General features: G+C 73.5%; 16 protein-coding genes. 14 read left to right on the top strand and 2 right to left on the bottom strand.

Annotation, left to right across the window (positions count from 1 at the left end; genetic code table 11):
- The first annotated feature begins 385 nt into the window (after positions 1–385).
- From ACIBPC_RS28485 to ACIBPC_RS28500, 4 genes are all read left to right on the top strand, one after another.
- On the top strand, positions 386–1,741 hold the full coding sequence (locus ACIBPC_RS28485; RefSeq protein WP_398848596.1) for a DUF6716 putative glycosyltransferase: 1,356 nt from the start codon (positions 386–388) through the stop codon (positions 1,739–1,741).
- Positions 1,742–1,805: 64 nt separating this feature from the next.
- Positions 1,806–3,020, top strand: coding sequence for a cytidylyltransferase domain-containing protein (locus tag ACIBPC_RS28490; protein WP_398848598.1), 1,215 nt, complete (start codon positions 1,806–1,808; stop codon positions 3,018–3,020).
- Complete coding sequence (locus ACIBPC_RS28495) at positions 3,017–3,946, top strand: N-acetylneuraminate synthase family protein (RefSeq protein WP_362968353.1); 930 nt, start codon at positions 3,017–3,019, stop codon at positions 3,944–3,946. The genes ACIBPC_RS28490 and ACIBPC_RS28495 overlap by 4 nt, the downstream gene beginning before the upstream one ends.
- 63 nt (positions 3,947–4,009) lie before the next feature.
- Positions 4,010–5,062, top strand: a complete 1,053-nt coding sequence (locus ACIBPC_RS28500; RefSeq protein WP_398848600.1) for a hypothetical protein — start codon at positions 4,010–4,012, stop codon at positions 5,060–5,062.
- Between the two features lie 13 nt (positions 5,063–5,075).
- Here the strand turns inward: ACIBPC_RS28500 and ACIBPC_RS28505 are convergent, their stop codons facing one another.
- A complete protein-coding gene (locus ACIBPC_RS28505) occupies positions 5,076–6,032 on the bottom strand; it encodes a zinc-binding alcohol dehydrogenase family protein (RefSeq protein WP_398848602.1) in 957 nt (318 codons plus the stop codon).
- Complete coding sequence (locus tag ACIBPC_RS28510; protein WP_398848603.1) at positions 6,029–6,862, bottom strand: SDR family NAD(P)-dependent oxidoreductase; 834 nt, start codon at positions 6,860–6,862, stop codon at positions 6,029–6,031. The genes ACIBPC_RS28505 and ACIBPC_RS28510 overlap by 4 nt, the downstream gene beginning before the upstream one ends.
- Before the next feature lie 117 nt (positions 6,863–6,979).
- On the opposite strand from ACIBPC_RS28510, the gene ACIBPC_RS28515 reads away from it, so the two are divergent.
- The 10 genes from ACIBPC_RS28515 to mgtE all read left to right on the top strand — a co-directional run bounded on the left by ACIBPC_RS28515 (position 6,980) and on the right by mgtE (position 18,787).
- Positions 6,980–7,666 carry a TetR/AcrR family transcriptional regulator gene (locus tag ACIBPC_RS28515; RefSeq protein WP_398848605.1) on the top strand — a complete coding sequence of 229 codons (687 nt, stop codon included), beginning with the start codon at positions 6,980–6,982 and terminating at the stop codon, positions 7,664–7,666.
- Positions 7,667–7,784: 118 nt separating this feature from the next.
- Positions 7,785–8,561, top strand: coding sequence for an SDR family NAD(P)-dependent oxidoreductase (locus tag ACIBPC_RS28520; protein WP_398848607.1), 777 nt, complete (start codon positions 7,785–7,787; stop codon positions 8,559–8,561).
- 155 nt (positions 8,562–8,716) lie between these two features.
- The gene (locus tag ACIBPC_RS28525) at positions 8,717–9,928 is read left to right on the top strand and encodes an amidohydrolase (RefSeq protein ID WP_398848609.1); all 1,212 of its coding nucleotides are present in this window, start codon (positions 8,717–8,719) and stop codon (positions 9,926–9,928) included.
- A 148-nt stretch (positions 9,929–10,076) separates the two neighbouring features.
- A complete protein-coding gene (locus ACIBPC_RS28530) occupies positions 10,077–11,129 on the top strand; it encodes a BMP family ABC transporter substrate-binding protein (RefSeq protein WP_362968360.1) in 1,053 nt (350 codons plus the stop codon).
- Positions 11,130–11,320: 191 nt separating this feature from the next.
- The gene (locus tag ACIBPC_RS28535) at positions 11,321–12,958 is read left to right on the top strand and encodes an ABC transporter ATP-binding protein (protein ID WP_398848737.1); all 1,638 of its coding nucleotides are present in this window, start codon (positions 11,321–11,323) and stop codon (positions 12,956–12,958) included.
- Positions 12,955–14,100, top strand: coding sequence for an ABC transporter permease (locus ACIBPC_RS28540; protein ID WP_362968361.1), 1,146 nt, complete (start codon positions 12,955–12,957; stop codon positions 14,098–14,100). The genes ACIBPC_RS28535 and ACIBPC_RS28540 overlap by 4 nt, the downstream gene beginning before the upstream one ends.
- Positions 14,097–15,386, top strand: coding sequence for an ABC transporter permease (locus ACIBPC_RS28545; protein WP_362968362.1), 1,290 nt, complete (start codon positions 14,097–14,099; stop codon positions 15,384–15,386). Before ACIBPC_RS28540 ends, ACIBPC_RS28545 begins: the two co-directional genes overlap by 4 nt.
- A complete protein-coding gene (locus tag ACIBPC_RS28550) occupies positions 15,383–15,790 on the top strand; it encodes a cytidine deaminase (protein ID WP_398848610.1) in 408 nt (135 codons plus the stop codon). Before ACIBPC_RS28545 ends, ACIBPC_RS28550 begins: the two co-directional genes overlap by 4 nt.
- A gap of 58 nt (positions 15,791–15,848) precedes the next feature.
- Positions 15,849–17,132 (top strand): thymidine phosphorylase, encoded by a 1,284-nt coding sequence (locus ACIBPC_RS28555; protein WP_362968364.1) that lies wholly within the window; start codon positions 15,849–15,851, stop codon positions 17,130–17,132.
- Between the two features lie 329 nt (positions 17,133–17,461).
- The gene (gene mgtE / locus ACIBPC_RS28560; RefSeq protein ID WP_362968365.1) at positions 17,462–18,787 is read left to right on the top strand and encodes a magnesium transporter; all 1,326 of its coding nucleotides are present in this window, start codon (positions 17,462–17,464) and stop codon (positions 18,785–18,787) included.
- Positions 18,788–18,803: the final 16 nt, after the last annotated feature.

Consider the following 18,803-nt stretch of genomic DNA (forward strand, 5'->3'; position numbering starts at 1 on the left):
CGCGGGCGGGGCGGGAAACCGCGCCGCCCGCGCACCCTTTTCCCTTCCTTCCCCCGCCTTCTCCGCCACGCCCGCGCGCGGCGTCCGATGAACGGCGGGGTGAACGGCCCGGCGAAAGTGAACGCGGAATTGCCGCCGGGTGATCCACCCCACTTCCGGGCGGCCGGGAAACCTTCTCCCGCTTTCCCGTTCACTTTTTCCGCAGCCTTTTCCCCCGATAGGTGAACGCCCCGTTTCCGGTGGGCTTCCCCGCGGTGAACCAGGGGTGGTGAGCAGGGGAAATCCAATTCCGGGCGGTCGAGTTGGCCACCAGGTGTCGCGCTGTTAACTCGTTGTTGTGACTGAGTTGGCCCGACACTAGGACACGGCGCCTACGGTTCCATCCGTGCCCGATTCATCCCCCACGCCACTCCGCGTGGCCGTGCTGGCGGATTCCGACACCAGGTGGAAATGGGGCGCGCTCACGGCGCGCCGGATAGCCCCCGAGTCATCCGTCACCGGCTACGTGCTGCGCGGCCGGGCGACGCCCACGGAACGGCAGCTGGCGGAGACCGGTACCGATCTGGACGCGCCGGCCGAGATCACCGCCGCCGCGTTCCTCTCCGAGCTGGCCCGCCGCCGCACGCCCGAGGACCCGCCGTACGACGCCCTCGTCCTCGCCTGCGTCGGCAACACGGTGCAGGCCATGCTGCACGGCCTCGCCCGCACGTGGCACGGGAGCGTGCGCCGCACCGCCGTCGTCACCGGCTACGTGGGCGTGGTCTACGAGAACCTGGCCAGCGGACTGCTCGCGCGCCACGGCGCCGATCTGATCCTCGCCAACAGCCCGTACGACGCGCGCCGCTTCCGCGACCTCTTCCGGGGCGTGGGCGCCGACGGGTCGGCCGTCACCGAGTGCGCGCTGCCGTTCCTCGACGGCGCCCCGTACGACCCGGAGGCGGTGGCGCGCGGCGACCGCCCCCACCGCGTCGTCTTCGCCGTCCAGCCGTCCGTGCCGTCGAGCCGCGCGGACCGCGCCTACCTGCTGGAACGCGCGATGGAGCACGCCCGCCGCCACCCGGCGCGCGAGGTCGTCCTCAAGCTGCGCAGCAGGCCGGGCGAGCACACGACGCACCTGGAGGAGCTGCCCTACCAGCGGCTCGCGGAGCGGACCAGGGGCGAGCAGCCCCCCAACTTCTCGCTCGCCTACGGCAACATGGGCGAGGTCCTGGACGGCACCGACCTGCTGGTGACGGTCAGTTCGACCGCCGCGCTCGAATCGCTGCACCGCGGGATCCCGACCGCCGTCCTCACCGACCTCGGCATCCGCGAGCAGCTCGGCAACCACTACTTCATCGGCTCCGGCTGCTTCGCGTCCTGGGACGAGCTGGACGGCGGCGCCGTCCCCGTGCCCGACCGCGACTGGCTGGCCGGCCAGGGCCTGGGCGTCCCGACCGGGAACGCCTTCGCCGGCGCCCGCGCACGCCTCACCGGGCTGCTGGGCCAGGCCGCCGAGGAGACCGGACTCGCGCCGCTCGACCCGTACTACACGGTCCGCACGGCCCCCGGCTACCTCCCCGGCGCCCTCGCCCGGCACGGCCTCGACATCAAGGGCGAGCCGCAGGGCGGCCACCAGGCGGCGGCGCAGACCACCGGCGTACGCGCCGCGTCCCGGCGCCTCCTGCGCCGCACCGCGCGCGGCGCCTACCGCGCGGGCGCCCAGCGCGTGGCCCCGATGATCCGGCGCTGGGGGCAGCTGTGACCGCGCCCCGCCGCCACCCCGTCACCAGCCCCCGCACCACACACCGACCGCAAAGGCATCGCGTATGAGCACCGTGCTGGCAGTGATCCCCGCACGCGGGGGTTCCAAGGGCGTGCCGGGCAAGAACCTGGCACCGGTCGGCGACGCCCCCCTCGTCGTCCGCGCGGTACGGGCCTGCCGCGCCGCGCGCCTGGTGACGTCCGTCGTCGTCTCCACCGACGACCCGGACATAGCCGCGGCGGCGCAGGCCGCCGGAGCCGAGCTGATCGAACGCCCGCCCGCCATCGCCGGTGACACCGCCACGAGCGAGGCCGCCGTCCTGCACGCCATGGACGTGTACGAGGAACGGCACGGCGCCGCCCTGGACGCGGTCCTCCTCGTCCAGTGCACCAGCCCCTTCGTCACCCACGGCGAACTGGACGGCGTGGCCGCCGCCGTGCTCGGCGGCGCCGACAGCGCGCTGACGGCCGCCCCGTTCCACGGCTTCGTCTGGCGCGACGGCGAGCGCGGCGAGAACGGCGGCGCCCACGGCGTCAACCACGACAAGGCCGTACGCCCCCGCCGCCAGGACCGCCCGCAGGACCTGCTGGAGACCGGCGCCGCCTACGCGATGCGCGCCGACGGCTTCCGCGCCGCGCGCCACCGCTTCTTCGGCCGCACCGAACTCGTGCGCACCGACCCGGCCCGCGTGCTGGAGATCGACGACCCGCACGACCTCGCCCGCGCCCGCGCGCTCGTCCCCCTCCTCGACGGCGGCGCCCCCGAGCTGCCCGCCGGGCCGTTCCCCGGCTACCTGCCGACCCGCGCCGACATCGACGCGGTCGTCCTCGACTTCGACGGCACCCAGACCGACGACCGGGTGCTGGTCGACTCCGAAGGACGCGAACTCGTCTCCGTGCACCGCGGCGACGGCCTCGGCATCGCGGCCCTGCGCCGCGCCGGCCTGCCGCTGCTGATCCTGTCCACGGAGCAGAACCCGGTCGTGGCCGCGCGGGCGCGCAAGCTGCGCATCCCCGTCCTGCACGGCATCGACCGCAAGGACCTCGCCCTCAAGCAGTGGTGCGAGGAGCAGGGCATCGCCCCGGAACGCGTGCTCTACGCCGGCAACGACGTGAACGACCTGCCGTGCTTCGGCCTCGTCGGCTGGCCGGTCGCCGTCGCCAGCGCCCACGACGTGGTACGCGGAGCCGCCCGCGCGGTGACCTCCGCGGCCGGTGGCGCCGGCGCGATCCGCGAGATCGCCTCGTGGATTCTCGGAAAGGAACTGACCTCATCATGACCTCAGGCAACGACCGCCTGCGCAGCTTCGGCGACCGCGTCGTGGGTCCCGGCCGCCCCGTCTACGTCACGGGCGAGATCGGCATCAACCACAACGGGGACCTGGAGAACGCCTTCGCGCTCATCGACGCCGCCGTCGAGGCGGGCTGCGACGCCGTGAAGTTCCAGAAGCGCACGCCGGAGATCTGCACCCCGCGCGACCAGTGGGACATCGAACGCGACACCCCCTGGGGCCGGATGACGTACATCGACTACCGGCACCGCGTCGAGTTCGGCGAGGACGACTACCGCGCGATCGACGCGTACTGCGCCAAGCGCGGCATCCACTGGTTCGCGTCGCCGTGGGACACCGAGGCCGTCGCGTTCCTTGAGCAGTTCGACGTGCCCGCCCACAAGGTGGCCTCCGCCTCCCTGACCGACGACGAGCTGCTGCGCGCCCTGCGCGCCACCGGCCGCGCCGTCATCCTCTCCACGGGCATGTCCACGCCGAAGCAGATCCGGCACGCCGTCGAGGTCCTCGGCAGCGAGAACATCCTGCTCTGCCACGCGACCAGCACCTACCCGGCCAAGGCCGAGGAGCTGAACCTCCGCGTCATCCACACGCTCCAGGCCGAGTACCCGAACGTCCCGATCGGCTACTCCGGCCACGAGACGGGCCTCCAGACGACGCTGGCCGCCGTCGCGCTCGGCGCCGTCTTCGTCGAGCGGCACATCACCCTCGACCGCGCCATGTGGGGCTCCGACCAGGCCGCGTCCGTCGAGCCGCAGGGCCTCCAGCGGCTGGTGCGCGACATCCGGATCATCCAGGAGTCGCTGGGCGACGGCGTCAAGAAGGTCTACGACAGCGAGCTGGGCCCGATGAAGAAGCTGCGCCGCGTCCAGGGCGTCGTCGCCGACCAGGCGGAGCGCGAACCGGCGAACGCCTGAGCCGCACCGGACAAGCCGGGGAGACCCGGGGAGACCTGGGGAGAAGGGGACGGGAGAGACCGCATGAGTGACCAGCCCGAGCAGACCCTGGCGTTCGCCGAGAGCCCGGTGCAACTGCTCAACACGGTGGAGTGGGCACACGCCTCGCTGCCCCCCGGCAGCGGCGTCACGATCGCGATCCTCCCGCCCCACGACCCCACGACCCGGGGCCAGCTGCGCCGCATGGCGCAGCTGGCAGGGGACGCGGGGCACCGCGTGCTGTGGCGGGAGGCGCGGGGCGGGGCCGTCGCGCCGTCGAAGACGCTCGCCACCCTGGCGGGCCCGCTGCGCAGGGCGCGGCGGCTCGTCGTCGGCGACCCGTTCTCCCGTTACCTGCAGCTGCTGCTGTCGATGGCGGGGGACAGCGACATCGTCGTCGTGGACGACGGCACGGCCACCATGGAGTTCACCGCCCAGCTGGCCAGGGGCGAACGGCTGGTGCGCTGGCACCGGCCGCGCGCGCAGGGGGCGGCGGCGCTGCTGTTCTCGCCGGTGGCGCGGCGCGCCGTGCGGCGGCTGCGGCCGGTGCCGGGGCGGCGGGTCGAGGTGTTCACCGCCATGACGGTGCCGCCGCTGGAGGGCGCCACCGTCACGGACAACACGTTCGCCTGGACGCGGTCGGCCTTCGGACCGCCCCGGCTGACCGGCGGCGCGGACCTGGTCGGCACCTCGCTGGTCGAGACGGGCGTCCTGGACGAGGACCGCTATGTCGCGGCCGTCGCCGGGCTCGCCGCCGGGCAGGGCGTGACCCGTTACTTCGCGCACCGCAAGGAGAGCCGCGACAAGCTGGCGCGGCTCACCGCCGAGGCGGGCGTCGAGATCGTCCGCCCCGACCTGCCGCTCGAACTGGTCGCCAGGCGCGGCCCGATCGGCAGCCGCGTCCTCAGCTTCCCCTCCACCGTCGTGCACACCCTGCCGCGCGTGCTGGCGGGGACGGGCAGCGAGGTCGTCGTCTGCGGCATAGACCCCCGCTGGTACACGGACGGCGTGACGGACCGCGCCTCCGGCTTCCTGGCCGACGTGACGAACACCGCCCTGGGCACCCACGGCCTGACATCCCTCCCCGCCTGCCCCTGACCCCCGCGGCCCGTCACCCGAGGTCCACGACGAACCGCCCCCTGACCCCGCCGGCCTCCACGGCGGCGTGGGCACGGGCCAGGTCGGCGGGGCCGATCACCTCGGCGACGCGCGGGGTGAGGCGCCCGGCCTCGACGGCGTCGGCCAGCGCGCGGAGGCCGCCGGGCACGTCCGGGGTCTCGTGGAAGGCGACGTGCCGGTACGCGATGCCGCGCGGCGCGGGCCGGGGCATCGGCGCCGTGCCGCGCTCGCCGGGGGCGCGCAGGGCGGCGTAGGCGCCGTCGTCGGCGATCGCGTCCAGCGCCGCCGGGCCGAGCAGGGCGCCGTCGGCCAGCGCCCCGACACCGCCGGGCACCAGGTCGCGCACGCCGGCCGCCCACCCCGGGCCGCGCCGGGCGACCAGCTCGGCTCCCAGACCGCGCACCAGCGCCTCGTCCGCCTCGCCCGCGTCCGCGACGACGCGGGCCCCGGCCGCCAGGCCGAGCTGGAGGAAGAAGCCGCCGAACGCGCCCGCCGAGCCGGTGACCGCGACGGCCGATCCCGCGCCCACCTCCAGCACGCGCAGGGCCCGCAGGGCGGTGAGGCCGTTCATCGGCACGGTCGCCGCCTCGAACGGGCCCACGTTCCGCGGGGCCCTGGTCACCTGACCGGCCGGGACGACGACGTACTGCGCGTACCCGCCGTTGTGGGGCCGGTCGGGGACGACGACGGCCATCACGGCGTCGCCCACCGCGAAGCCGCTTCCGCCGCCCGCCTGATCGACGACTCCGGCGACGTCCATGCCGGGGACGTACGGCCCGGGCATGGCGCTGAGGTCCACGTCGCCCGCGCGGACGAGCGTGTCGGCAGGATTGACGGCCGCGGCGTCGACCCGGACGCGTACCTCGCCCGGTCCTGCCTGCGGCGTGGGGAGGTCCAGCACGGTGAGGACGCCGGGTCCTCCGGGGGTGTGGAATCCGATCGCCTTCACGCGGCCCGCCCCGCCTTCTCCGCCTGCCCCGCCTGCCCCGCCGTCCGTGTCTTCCGTGCGCCCAGGCGCGGCTTCGGCACGCGCAGGAGGCGGGCGATCAGCAGCAGGGTCAGCCCCCAGCCCGAGCGGCCTGGCATGACGAGGGCCTCCGGGGCCTTGCGCCGCCGCGTGAGGCGCAGACCGGCGTCCGCGACCTGCTCCGGGTCGAGCAGGTAGGCGGGGTCGGCCCCGCCCGCCGAGGCCATCGCCGCGTGGATGTCGCTGCCCTCGATCAGGCCGCCGACGAGCAGCACCCCGGCGTAGATCCCGTCCGGGGCGAGCGCGGCGTTGAGCGTCACGGCGTAGGTGCGCGCGGCGGCCGCGGGGACCGTCATCGCGCCGAGCGCCGGGACGGGCACGACGGCGCTGACGGCGCTCGTGAACAGGAACGCGCCCCGTCCGCGCTCCCGCATCCCGGGCAGCACCTTCGCCACCACATCGGCGGCCGGGCCGACCAGCGTGAGCGCGGCCTCCACATCGGACCCGGTGACCTGGTCGAGCGGCGCCTGCGCCTCGCCCACACCGTGCGGCGACGGGCCGTAGTAGACGAAGTCGACGGCGCCGAGTTCCCGCACCACCTCGTCCAGCGCCCGGTCCAGGGCGGCCGGGTCCCGCACGTCGGCCGCGAACGCGGCGGCATCGACATCCGGTCCCTCCGCCGCGCGCAGGGCGTCGAGGTGGCGCCCCGGCTGCCGGGAGAGCAGGGCGACCCGGTACCCCGCCCGTACGAGGCGGCGGGCCATCGCGAGGCCGAGGCCCGGCCCGGCTCCGATGACGACTGCGGTGGGCATGGCTGTTCTCCTTCTTTCCTGGGAGTGGTGCGCGGACACGGCCTTCCGTTATCACCCGGAATGTGCCGATGGAGTGGATATGGCTATCGTAGGCGGCAAACGGAAAGGGCTGTCCGGATGGACGAGAAGTGGGAAGAAGAGGCGGCGGAGGGCTCCCGGATCTCCCCGCCGCTGCGCGCCGACGCCCGGGAGAACCGGCGGCGGATTCTCGGCGCGGCCCGGCGGCTGCTGGCGGCGCGCGGCATCGACGTGCCCATGGCGGCGATCGCGCGCGAGGCCGGGGTCGGCATGGCCACGCTCTACCGGCGCTTCCCCACCCGGCAGGAGCTGATCGCCGAGGTGTTCGCCGAGCAGTTCGCCCAGTGCGCGGCCCTCGTCGAGAGCGCCCTGGAGGACCCCGACCCCTGGCATGGGCTGTGCACCGCGGTGGAGGGACTCGCCGCCATGCAGGCGGCGGACCACGGTTTCAGCGCCGCCTTCGTCGGACAGCTCCCCGAGGGACCCGCCGTCGGGGACAAGCTGCGGCAGGGCATGGAGGGCTTCGCGCGGCTCGTCCACCGCGCGAAGGCGTCGGGGCGGCTGCGCGCCGACTTCGCGTTCGACGACCTGGCCCTCGTCCTGATGGCCAACGGCGGTGTGGTCGCCCACGTGCCGGGCGGAACGGGCGCGGCGGGCGCCGCGTCGAAGCGGCTCGTCGGCTACCTGCTCGACGCGTTCCGGGCGGACGCCGTCCCGCGCCGCGCGCTGCCGCCGCCCGTCCCCGCCGACATCGCCCGCGTCGCCTTCCCGCCCGCCTCCGGGTGACCGCCCGCCGGCCGTCCGCTGGCCGACGGCCGGGGAAGTGCACATGCTGGACGGGTGAAGGACCGGACGCGCGTCCCCCGCCCGCCCGCCGGAACGGTGCTCCCGGAAGGACCCCCGCATGAGCAAGCTCGCCCTCGTCACCGGCGCCACCTCGGGGATCGGCAGGGCGTTCGCGGAACGCCTCGCCCGCGACGGCTACGACCTGATCGTCGTGGGCCGCCGCCAGGAGCGCCTCGCCGCGTTCGCCGCCGAGCACCCCGGGACCGACGTCCGCCCCGTCACCGCCGACCTGTCCACCGGCGACGGCATCGACACCCTCGCGGGGATCTGCGCCCGCGAACCGCTGGACATGCTGGTCAACAACGCCGGTGTCGCCCACTACATGCCGCTGGCCGACCTGCCCGCCGACAAGGCCCGTGAACTCGTCGACGTGAAGGTCCTCGCGCCCACACAGCTCATGCGCGCCGCCATCGGCCCCATGCTGCGGCGCGGCCGCGGCACCATCCTCAATGTCGCCGGGATGATCGCCTTCTCCGGCCCCGCCGACAAGAGCGTGATGCCCCGCCGCGCCGTCTACGCGGGCACGCTCGCCTACCTCGTCGCCATGACCCAGGCCCTGGCCGCCGAGGTCGAGGGCTCCGGCGTCAGGGTCGGCGTCGTCTGCCCCGGCGTGGTGGCGACCGAGTTCCACTCCGTGCAGGGCATGGACCTGAGCGCGGTCCCGCGCATGAGCGCCGACGACCTCGTCACCGGCGCCCTGCGCGGGCTCGAACTCGGCGAGACCGTGAGCGCCCCCGGCGTCGAGGACTACGGGCTCCTCCTGGACGTGTTCGCCGCCGACCTCGCCGCCTTCGGCGGCCAGAGCCCCCGGCTCGCCACCCGCTACACCGGGTGAATCTGCCCGCCCGGCGCGGCGCGAGCGCGAAGTACACAAAAAAAGCAGTCATACCCAGTCGTTCTCGGCCTTATGCGGCCGGGCACTAAGTCCGTCGTATGAACTTTCCATGATCACCGGGTACTTGCGGGCCGATCGGCGTTAATCTCGATCACGTGAGTGATCTGCTGTCCCCGGAGTCCGCACCGATCCCGCCCCTGGACGACCGCCTGCGTGCCGAGCTGATCGCGTTCCGCCGCGACCTGCACATGCACCCGGAGCTGGGCAACCAGGAGGTCCGCACCACCGCCGCCGTCGCGGCGCGCCTCACACGCGCGGGCCTCGCCCCGCGCGTGCTCGACGGCGGGACCGGGCTGATCTGCGACGTACGGGCCCCCGGGCAGGACGGACCGCTCCTCGCGCTGCGCGCCGACCTCGACGCGCTGCCCATCCCCGACACCAAGACCGTCCCGTGGCGCTCCACCGTGCCCGACCGCGCCCACGCCTGCGGCCACGACGTGCACACCACCGTCGTCCTCGGCGCCGGTCTCGTGCTGGCCGAGGCAGCGGCGGCGGGGCGCCTGACGCGTCCGGTGCGGCTGCTCTTCCAGCCCGCCGAGGAGGTCCTGCCGGGCGGCGCGCAGGACGCCATCGAGGCCGGCGTGCTCGACGGCGTCGAGCGCATCCTCGCGCTGCACTGCGACCCCAAGGTGGACGCGGGGCGCCTCGGCGTGCGCGTCGGCGCGATCACGTCCGCCTGCGACCGCATCGAGGTCACCCTCGCCGGGCCCGGCGGCCACACCGCCCGCCCCCACCTGACGACCGACCTCGTCACCGCCGCCGCCAAGGTCGCCACCGAGGTCCCCGCGCTGCTCGCCCGCCGCGTGGACACCCGCGCCGGGATGGCCGTCACCTGGGGACGGCTGACCACCGGCCACGCGCCCAACGTCATCCCGCAGACCGCCCACCTGTCCGGCACCATGCGCTGCCTCGACCTGGCCGCCTGGCGCGCGGCGCCCGACCTGGTGCACGCCGCCGTGGACGAGGTGGCGGCGCTGTACCGCGCCAAGTCGGAGATCCAGTACATCCGCGGCGTCCCGCCGGTCGTCAACGACGCCGCGTCCACCGCCCTGCTCGCCGAGGCGATGACGGTCCGCTTCGGCGCGGAGACCGTCGAGGAGACCGAACAGAGCCTCGGCGGCGAGGACTTCTCCTGGTACCTCGAACACGTCCCGGGCGCCATGGCGCGCCTCGGCGTCCGCCCCCCGGCGGTCCCCGGGCTCCCGCGTCCGGCCGCCAAGGACATTCACCAAGGCGATTTCGACGTGGACGAGGACGCCATCGCGGTCGGCGTGGACCTCCTCGCGACGGCGGCGCTCCTGGGCTGATGTACGCCGGAGCGCCATGTTGCGGACGTATTTCGTCAGCACCGATCTGATAACGGGAGGAGCTCTCCTCTTCCCCCTGGATCTACGCGCGTTACGATCTGGCGCAACGGCGCCGTAGGAGGCGCTTTCGACCGAAGGGAACGTCCTCTTGCGCCGCGTATCAAGGCTTTCGGCCACGATCGCCGTCACCGCCGTCCTCGCCCTCGCCGCCACCGCCTGCGGTGAGAGCTCCACCGACTCCAACAGCAACGATGGCGAGAGCAACGGCACCGAACAGGGCACCGTCGGCATCGCCTTCGACGTCGGCGGCCGTGACGACCACTCGTTCAACGAGGCGGCGGCCCGCGCGGGCGACCAGGCCGAGGAAGAGCTGGGCCTCCAGGTCGAGTACCAGACGGCCGGGAACGACGACACCCACGACGACCGCGTGCAGCGCCTGACCGCCATGGCGCAGGCCGGCTACAACCCGGTCATCGGCGTCGGCTACCTCTACGCCCCGGCCCTCGAAGAGGTCGCCGCGGAGTTCCCCGACACCACCTTCGGCATCGTGGACGCCGCCCCCGAGGCCGAGAACGCGTACGGCATGACGTTCGCCGAGCACGAGGGCTCGTACCTCGCCGGTGTCGCCGCCGCCCTCAAGTCCGAGAGCGGCCAGATCGGCTTCATCGGCGCCATGCCGAACCCGTTGATCCAGAAGTTCGAGGCCGGGTTCGTCCAGGGCGCCGAGGCGACCAACCCCGACATCGACGTGGACGTCCGCTACCTCTACGACGACGACGACCGTGGCTACAACGACCCGGCGCGCGCCGCCGAGAACGCCAGCGCGATGCTCGCCGACGGCGTGGACGTCATCTACACCGCCGCCGGCGGCTCCGGTGTCGGCTCGATCGAGACCGTGGCCGGCGTGGACGGCGCCTGGGCGATCGGCGTGGACTCGGACGCCTACGTGCAGCCGGGCCTGGCGGACTACCAGGACCACATCCTCACCTCGATGGTGAAGAGCGTGGACGTCGCGGTCTACGACCTCATCGAGTCGGTGAACGAGGGCGAGGCCCCCTCGGGCACGCACGCGTACACCCTCGCCGAGGGCGGCGTCTCGCTGTCCACCTCGGGCGGCTTCATCGACGACATCGCCGAGGAGATCCAGGCCGCGACCGACGGCATCGTCAACGGCGACATCGTGGTGAGCGAGACCCCGTAACCGACGCCCGCGGCCCCGCCGCCGGATTCCCCGCCCCTGCGCCCCGCGCACGGGAGGCGGGGGACCGGCGGCACCGCTACGCGGGTAGAGCGTGAACGGGCCCCCGACCCGGTACCACCGGACCCCCGACGCGGTACGGTCCCACACGAGCAGGACCGGCCGACGACGTCCCCGTCCGAGGAGAGTGCGACATCCCAGCCCCCAGCAGCAGCGCGGTCGAACTGCGCGGCATCACGAAACGCTTCCCCGGCGTCGTCGCGAACCATGACATCGACATCACCGTCACGCGCGGCACCGTGCACGCCCTGGTCGGCGAGAACGGCGCCGGCAAGTCCACGCTGATGAAGATCCTCTACGGGCTGCAGCGGCCGGACGAGGGGACCATCACCATCGACGGCGAGCAGGTCTCCTTCCGCTCCCCGGCGGACGCGATAGCCCGGGGCATCGGCATGGTGCACCAGCACTTCATGCTCGCCGACAACCTCACGGTGCTGGAGAACGTCGTCCTCGGCGCGGAGAAGGCGTACGGCATCGGCGCGCGCGCCCGCGCGCGCATCAACGAGCTGTCCGACACGTACGGCCTCCAGGTCCGCCCGGACGTGCTGGTCGAGGACATCGGCGTCGCCGACCGCCAGCGCGTCGAGATCCTCAAGGTCCTCTACCGCGGCGCCCGCACGCTGATCCTCGACGAGCCGACCGCCGTCCTCGTGCCGCAGGAGGTGGACGCGCTCTTCGGCAACCTGCGCGAGCTGACCGCCGAGGGCCTCACCGTCCTGTTCATCTCGCACAAGCTCGGCGAGGTCCTCTCCGTCGCCGACGACATCACCGTCATCCGGCGCGGCACGACGGTCGCGACCGTCAAGCCCGCGGACACCGACCCCCGGGCGCTCGCCGAACTCATGGTCGGCAGCCAGCTCCCGACCCCCGAGACGCGCGAGTCGACCGTCACGGACGAGCCGGTGCTGACCGTCGAGGGCCTGCGCCTGACCGGCACCGACGCGGACGGCACCGCGCGCGACCTGCTGACGGACGTCGCGTTCACCATCCACCGCGGCGAGGTCCTGGGCATCGCCGGTGTGGAGGGCAACGGGCAGGCGGAGCTGGTCGAGGCGGTCATGGGCATCCGCGACCCCGACGCGGGCCGGATCGCGCTCGACGGCGACGACATCTCGCACGCCCCCACCCGCCGCCGCCGCGTCGCCGGGATCGGCTACATCCCCGAGGACCGCCACCGCCACGGCCTGCTGCTCGACGCGCCGCTGTGGGAGAACCGCATGCTGGGGCACGTCACCGAGCGGCCGAACAGCAAGGGCGCCTGGCTGACGGCCTCGGACGCCCGCGCCGACACGCGCCGGATCGTCGAGGAGTACGACGTCCGCACGCCCGGCATTGAGGTGACGGCCGGTTCGCTGTCCGGCGGCAACCAGCAGAAGCTGATCGTCGGCCGCGAGATGAGCCACCACCCCAAGGTCCTGATCGCCGCGCACCCGACGCGCGGCGTGGACGTCGGCGCGCAGGCGCAGATCTGGGACGAGATCCGCCGCGCGCGCCGCGAGGGCCTGGCCGTCCTGCTGATCTCCGCCGACCTGGACGAGCTGATCGGCCTGTCCGACACCCTCCGCGTGATGTACCGGGGACGGCTCGTCGCCGACGCCGACCCGGCCACGATCACCCCCGAGGAACTGGGCACGGCCATGACCGGCGCCGCGTCCGGCCACCTGGAGCACGGCGTCCCCGCGCAGCCGGGCGCGCCCGCGCCGGAGCGTACGGACCCGGAGCGTACGGACGGGCGCACGGCCCCCGAGACCCCGAAGGAGGGCGACCGGTGAACACCCTTCTGCGGCGCGGCGGCACGGAACGCCGGGAGAAGCTGGTCCTCGGCCTCGCCGCCCCGGTGCTGGCGCTGGTGACCGCCCTGGTCATCACGACGCTGGTGCTGCTGGCGACGGGCGACGACCCGTTCCGCGCCTACCAGGTGATGGCGGACTTCGGCAGCAAGAGCGACAGCCAGGTCTGGATCATCAACAAGGCGATCCCGTACTACCTGGCGGCCGTCGCCGTCGCGGTCGGCTTCCGGATGAACCTGTTCAACATCGGTGTGGACGGCCAGTACCGCGTCGCCGCGTTCTTCGCGGCCGTGGTCGGCGGCGCGCTGACGCTGCCCGGCATCGTGCAGATCCCGCTGATCATCCTCGTCGCGATGGTGTGCGGCGGGGTGTGGGCGGGCATCGCGGGCTGGCTGAAGGCGACGCGCGGTGTCAGCGAGGTCATCACGACCATCATGCTGAACTTCATCGGCGGCTCGCTGATCAGCTACTTCTTCAAGGAGGGCCGGCTCGCCGAGCGCAACGGCAACCTCCTGAACACCCCGGAGATCCCGGAGTCCAGCTACTTCTTCGAGATCAGCACGAGCGTCCAGCCCATCAACGGCACCTTCGTGCTGGCGATCGCGGCGGGCGTCGCGTACTGGCTGGTGCTCGGCAGGACCCGCTTCGGCTTCGACCTGCGGGCCGTCGGCCGCTCCGAGTCCGCCGCCGAGGCGAGCGGCGTGAGCGTACGGCGCACGGTCGTCACGGCCATGCTGCTGTCCGGCGCCATCGCGGGCCTGGTCGGCATGCCGACGCTGCTCGGCCAGTCCGGCAGCTACGGCAGCGACTTCCCCGAGGGCCTGGGCTTCACCGGCATCGCGATCGCCCTGCTCGGGCGGAACAACGCGGTCGGCATGGGCCTGGCCGCCCTCCTGTGGTGCTTCCTCGAACGCACCGGCACCCAGCTGGAGTTCGAGGGCTACGCGCAGGAGATCGTCGGCGTGATGCAGGGCGTCATCGTCCTGTCCGTGGTGATCGCCTACGAGCTGGTGCGCCGCTGGGGCGTCAGAAGGCAGCAGCGCATGGTCGGCGAGGAGCTGGCCGCCCGCGCGCGCGGTACCCGTAAGGACAAGGACCAGGACCCGGCGGAGGTGTCCGCGTGACCACCGAACTCGACACCGGCCCGGCGCCCGCCGCCGCACGGGACGCCGCCGCGCCGCCGAAAGCGCGCCGCGGCCTGCGCTATCCGCAGGTGCTGCTGCTGCTCGCGGGCGCGCTCGTGCTGCTGTCCCTGGTCCGCGTCGTGACGGACGAGAACAGCCTGACGGCCACCGCGCAGTGGACGGCCGCCATGACGTTCGCCGTGCCCATCGGCCTCGCCGGTCTCGCCGGGCTGTGGGCCGAGCGCGCCGGTGTGATCAACATCGGGCTCGAAGGCATGATGATGCTCGGCCTGCTGATGGCGGGCTGGGCGGGCTGGCACTGGGGCCCGTGGGTCGCGGTCCTCGCCGGGATCGTCGGCGGCGCGCTCGGCGGCCTGGTGCACGCGGTCGCGACCGTGACGTTCGGCGTGGACCACATCGTCTCCGGTGTGGCGATGAACATCCTGGCGCTCGGCGTCGTGCAGTTCCTCGCGAAGGAGATGTTCAACACCGCCGAGGCGGCGGCGGACGGCGGCAACGACAAGCAGTCCCCGCAGATGGAGCGCCTCGAACCGTTCTCCGTGCCCGGCGTCTCCGACTGGCTCGGCGACCTGGCGGACAAGCACTGGTTCCTGGTGTCGGACGCGGCGGGCATCCTCGGCGCGGCGGTGCACAACGTGCCGTGGCTGACGCTGCTGGCGGTCGCGCTGTTCGTGGCCACGTGGTTCGTGCTGTGGCGCTCCTCGTTCGGCCTGCGGCTGCGGTCCTGCGGCGAGAACCCCGAGGCCACCGAGTCGCTGGGCGTCAACGTCTACGCGTACAAGTACGCCGCCGTGATCATCTCCGGCGGTCTCGCGGGCCTCGGCGGCGCGTACCTCGCCGTCCTCATCCGCATGTACCAGGAGGGGCAGACCGGCGGCCGCGGCTACCTGGGCCTCGCCACCATGATCTTCGGCAACTGGCGCCCCGGCGGCATCGCGACGGGCGCGGGCCTGTTCGGCTTCATGGACGCGCTCCAGACGCGCGGCGGCGGCGCGGTGGTGCACGCGACGCTGCTGCTGTTCGCGCTGGCCCTGGTCGCGCTCGCGGTCTGGTGGTGGACGCGCGGCAAGCGCCTCCAGGCGGCGGTCGGCGCGGGCGTGGCCGTGCTGCTGGTGCTCTGGTACGCGGTGACCGACGAGATGCCGCTCGAACTGGTCAGCGCCAGCCCGTACCTCACGACGCTGCTGGTCCTGACGCTCTTCGCGCAACGCTTGCGGACACCCCGCGCGGTCGGCCGCTCGTACCGGCGGGGGCAGGGCGGATGACGGAGAATCGGCCCGTGAAAGACACCGGCACCGACTGGGAAGCCCTGCGCGCCGCCGCCCGGGACGCGATGTCCCGCGCGTACGCCCCGTACTCCTCCTACCCGGTGGGCGCCGCCGCCCTGGTGGACGACGGCAGGACCGTCACCGGCTGCAACGTCGAGAACGCCTCCTACGGCCTCGGCCTGTGCGCCGAGTGCGGCCTCGTCTCCGCCCTGCACGCCACGGGCGGCGGACGCCTGACGCACTTCACCTGCTGCAACGGCGCGGGCGACCGCATCACGCCCTGCGGTCGCTGCCGCCAGCTCCTCATGGAGCACGGCGGCCCCGGCCTCCTGGTGGACACGGCGGACGGTGTCCGCCCCCTGTCCGCGCTGCTGCCCGACGCGTGGCACCTCGCGCAGTAGGCCCGCCCGTCTCCTCCCGCCCCGGTCAAGGCCCCTCCTTATTAAGGAACTACTGCGCATGCACACGCACGACGCCATCTCCGTCATCCGCGCCAAGCGCGACGGCCACGCCCTGACCCCCGGGCAGATCGACTGGGTGATCGACGCGTACGTCCGCGGCGAGGTCGCCGACGAGCAGATGTCCGCGCTCGCCATGGCGATCCTGCTCAACGGCATGGACCGCGCCGAGATCGCCCGCTGGACCGCCGCGATGATCGCCTCGGGCGAGCGGATGGACTTCGGCGCCCTGCCGCTGCCGACGACCGACAAGCACTCCACGGGCGGCGTCGGCGACAAGATCACGCTGCCGCTCGCCCCGCTCGTCGCCGCCTGCGGCGCGGCCGTCCCCCAGCTGTCCGGGCGCGGCCTCGGCCACACCGGCGGCACGCTGGACAAGCTGGAGGCCATCCCCGGCTGGCGGGCGCGGCTGTCGGGCGACGAGATGATGACCGTGCTGCGCGACACCGGCGCCGTCATCTGCGCGGCGGGCGAGGGCCTGGCCCCGGCGGACCGCAAGCTGTACGCGCTGCGCGACGTCACCGGCACCGTCGAGTCGATCCCGCTGATCGCGTCCTCGATCATGTCGAAGAAGATCGCCGAGGGCACCGGCGCGCTCGTCCTCGACGTCAAGGTCGGCTCGGGCGCGTTCATGAAGACGTTCGAGGACGCGCGCGAACTCGCCGCGACCATGGTCGAGCTGGGCACCGACAGCGGCGTCCGCACGGTCGCGCTGCTCACCGACATGTCCACCCCGCTGGGCCTGACGGCGGGCAACGGCCTGGAGGTCCGCGAGTCCGTCGAGGTCCTCGCGGGCGGCGGCCCCGCCGACGTCGTGGAGCTGACCCTCGCGCTCGCCCGCGAGATGCTCGACGCGGCCGGGCTCACCGACGCCGACCCGGAGCGCGCCCTCAAGGACGGCTCGGCCATGGACCGCTGGCGCCGCATGATCGCCGCGCAGGGCGGCGACCCGGACGCGCCGCTGCCGGTGGCCAGGGAGACCCACACCGTCACCGCGCCCGCGAGCGGCGTGCTGACGCGGCTGGACGCGTACGCCGTCGGGCTCGCCGCCTGGCGGCTCGGCGCGGGCCGGGCGCGCAAGGAGGACCCGGTGCAGGCGGCGGCCGGTGTCGAGATGCACGCCAAGCCGGGGGACCGGGTGACGGCGGGCGCCCCGCTGCTGACGCTGCACACCGACACCCCGGAGCGCTTCGACGCGGCGCTGGCCGCCCTCGAAGGGGACGTCATCGCGGTCGGGCAGGAGTCGCCTGGGCCGCGCAGGACGGTGCTCGACCGGCTGGCCTGACGCCCCGGCGCGGGCGCCGGGCGCGCGCTACCGGGCGTTCACTCCCGCCTACGGGACGTTCATGGTGACGAGCGGCACCTCGTGGCCCGTGATGTCCGGTATGTGGCATCCGGCCTGCCATGATCGTGCCCGATGCCTAGTACCCTGAAGAACGGTTTCGGCGGAACGACACGGCGGGAGGTGATGCTGCGATGCGCAGTGAACCTCCCAGTCATCCCCCGCGCCACGCCTCCTCGCCCGGGTGAGATCCGTACCACCCGGGCCGGCAGGCGTGTGCGCGTACCTCGGATGTCCGTGCCCGTCTTCCGATCCCCGGGGGTTCCCTCGTCATGACGCACCTGCCCGCGCTGCTGGAGGAGCACGACCTCGCCGGCGCGCTCGAATGGCTGGAGACCCAGCCGCCGTACGCCATCGCCGACGAGATCGCGCGCATGGACGCCGTCGAGTCCGTCATCACCTTCCGGCTGCTCGACAAGGACCGCGCCCTCGAAGTCTTCGAGGAACTCGACCCGGTCGACCAGCAGCAGATCCTCGAAGGGCTGCGCGACCAGGCGTTCCGCGACCTCGTCGAGGGCATGGACCCGGACGACCGCGCCCGGATGCTCAAGGAGGCCCCGGCCAAGGTCGCCCAGCGCGTCCTGGCCGGACTGAGCGCGCACGAACGGCAGATGACCGCCGCGCTCCTCGGCTACCCCGAGGGCTCGGTCGGCCGCTACATGACGCCCGAGACGGTCGCGCTCCAGCAGGACCTGACGGTCGGCCAGGCCCTGGAGGTCGTACGGCTGCGGGGCGCGCGCGCCGAGACGATCTACACCCTCCCCGTCGTGGACCGGGGCCGCCGCCTCACCGGCATCGTGGAGCTGCGCGAACTCGTCCTCAGCGAGCCGGACGCCATGGTCTCCGCCCTCGTCGTCACCGAGCCGCCCATGGCCCAGGCCACCGAACCGGCCGAGACGGCGGCCCGCCTGATGCGCGAGACGAACGTGCTCGACCTGCCCGTCGTGGACAGCGAACAGCGCCTCGTCGGCCTGCTCACCAGCGACGACGCGTTCGAGGTCATCGAGGCGGCGGACAGCGAGGACGTCGCGCGCCAGGCGGGCTCCGAGCCGCTGGAGCGGCACTACATGTCGGCCAGCGTCTTCCAGCTGTCGCGCACGCGCATGCTGTGGCTGATGCTGCTGCTGGTCGCGGCGACGATGACCGTCTCCGTCAACCAGCTGTACGAGGGCGAACTGGAGGCCGTCACCCAGCTCGCCCTCTTCGTCCCGCTGCTGATCGGCACCGGCGGCAACACCGGCGCCCAGGCCGCCACCGCCGCCGTCCGCGCCCTGGCGGTCGGCGAGGTGCGGACCTCCGACCTGCTGAAGGTCATCTGGCGCGAATGCCGCACGGGCCTGCTCCTGGGCGCGATGCTGGCGGCACTCGGCTTCGTCGTCGGCTCACTCTTCGTGGACGTGGACGTGGCCGCCGTGGTGGCGATCACTCTCGTCGTCATCTGCGCATGGGCCTCGACAGTGGGCGGGACGATGCCCCTGCTGGCCAAGAAACTCCGCATCGACCCCGCAGTGGTGTCGGCCCCCATGGTCACCACCCTGGTGGACGCGACGGGCCTGGTCATCTACTTCACGACAGCCAAACTGATCCTCGGCATCTGACCCGGGCCTGAACACC

It is taken from the genome of Streptomyces sp. NPDC049879, from assembly GCF_044461265.1.
Lineage (GTDB): Bacteria > Actinomycetota > Actinomycetes > Streptomycetales > Streptomycetaceae > Streptomyces.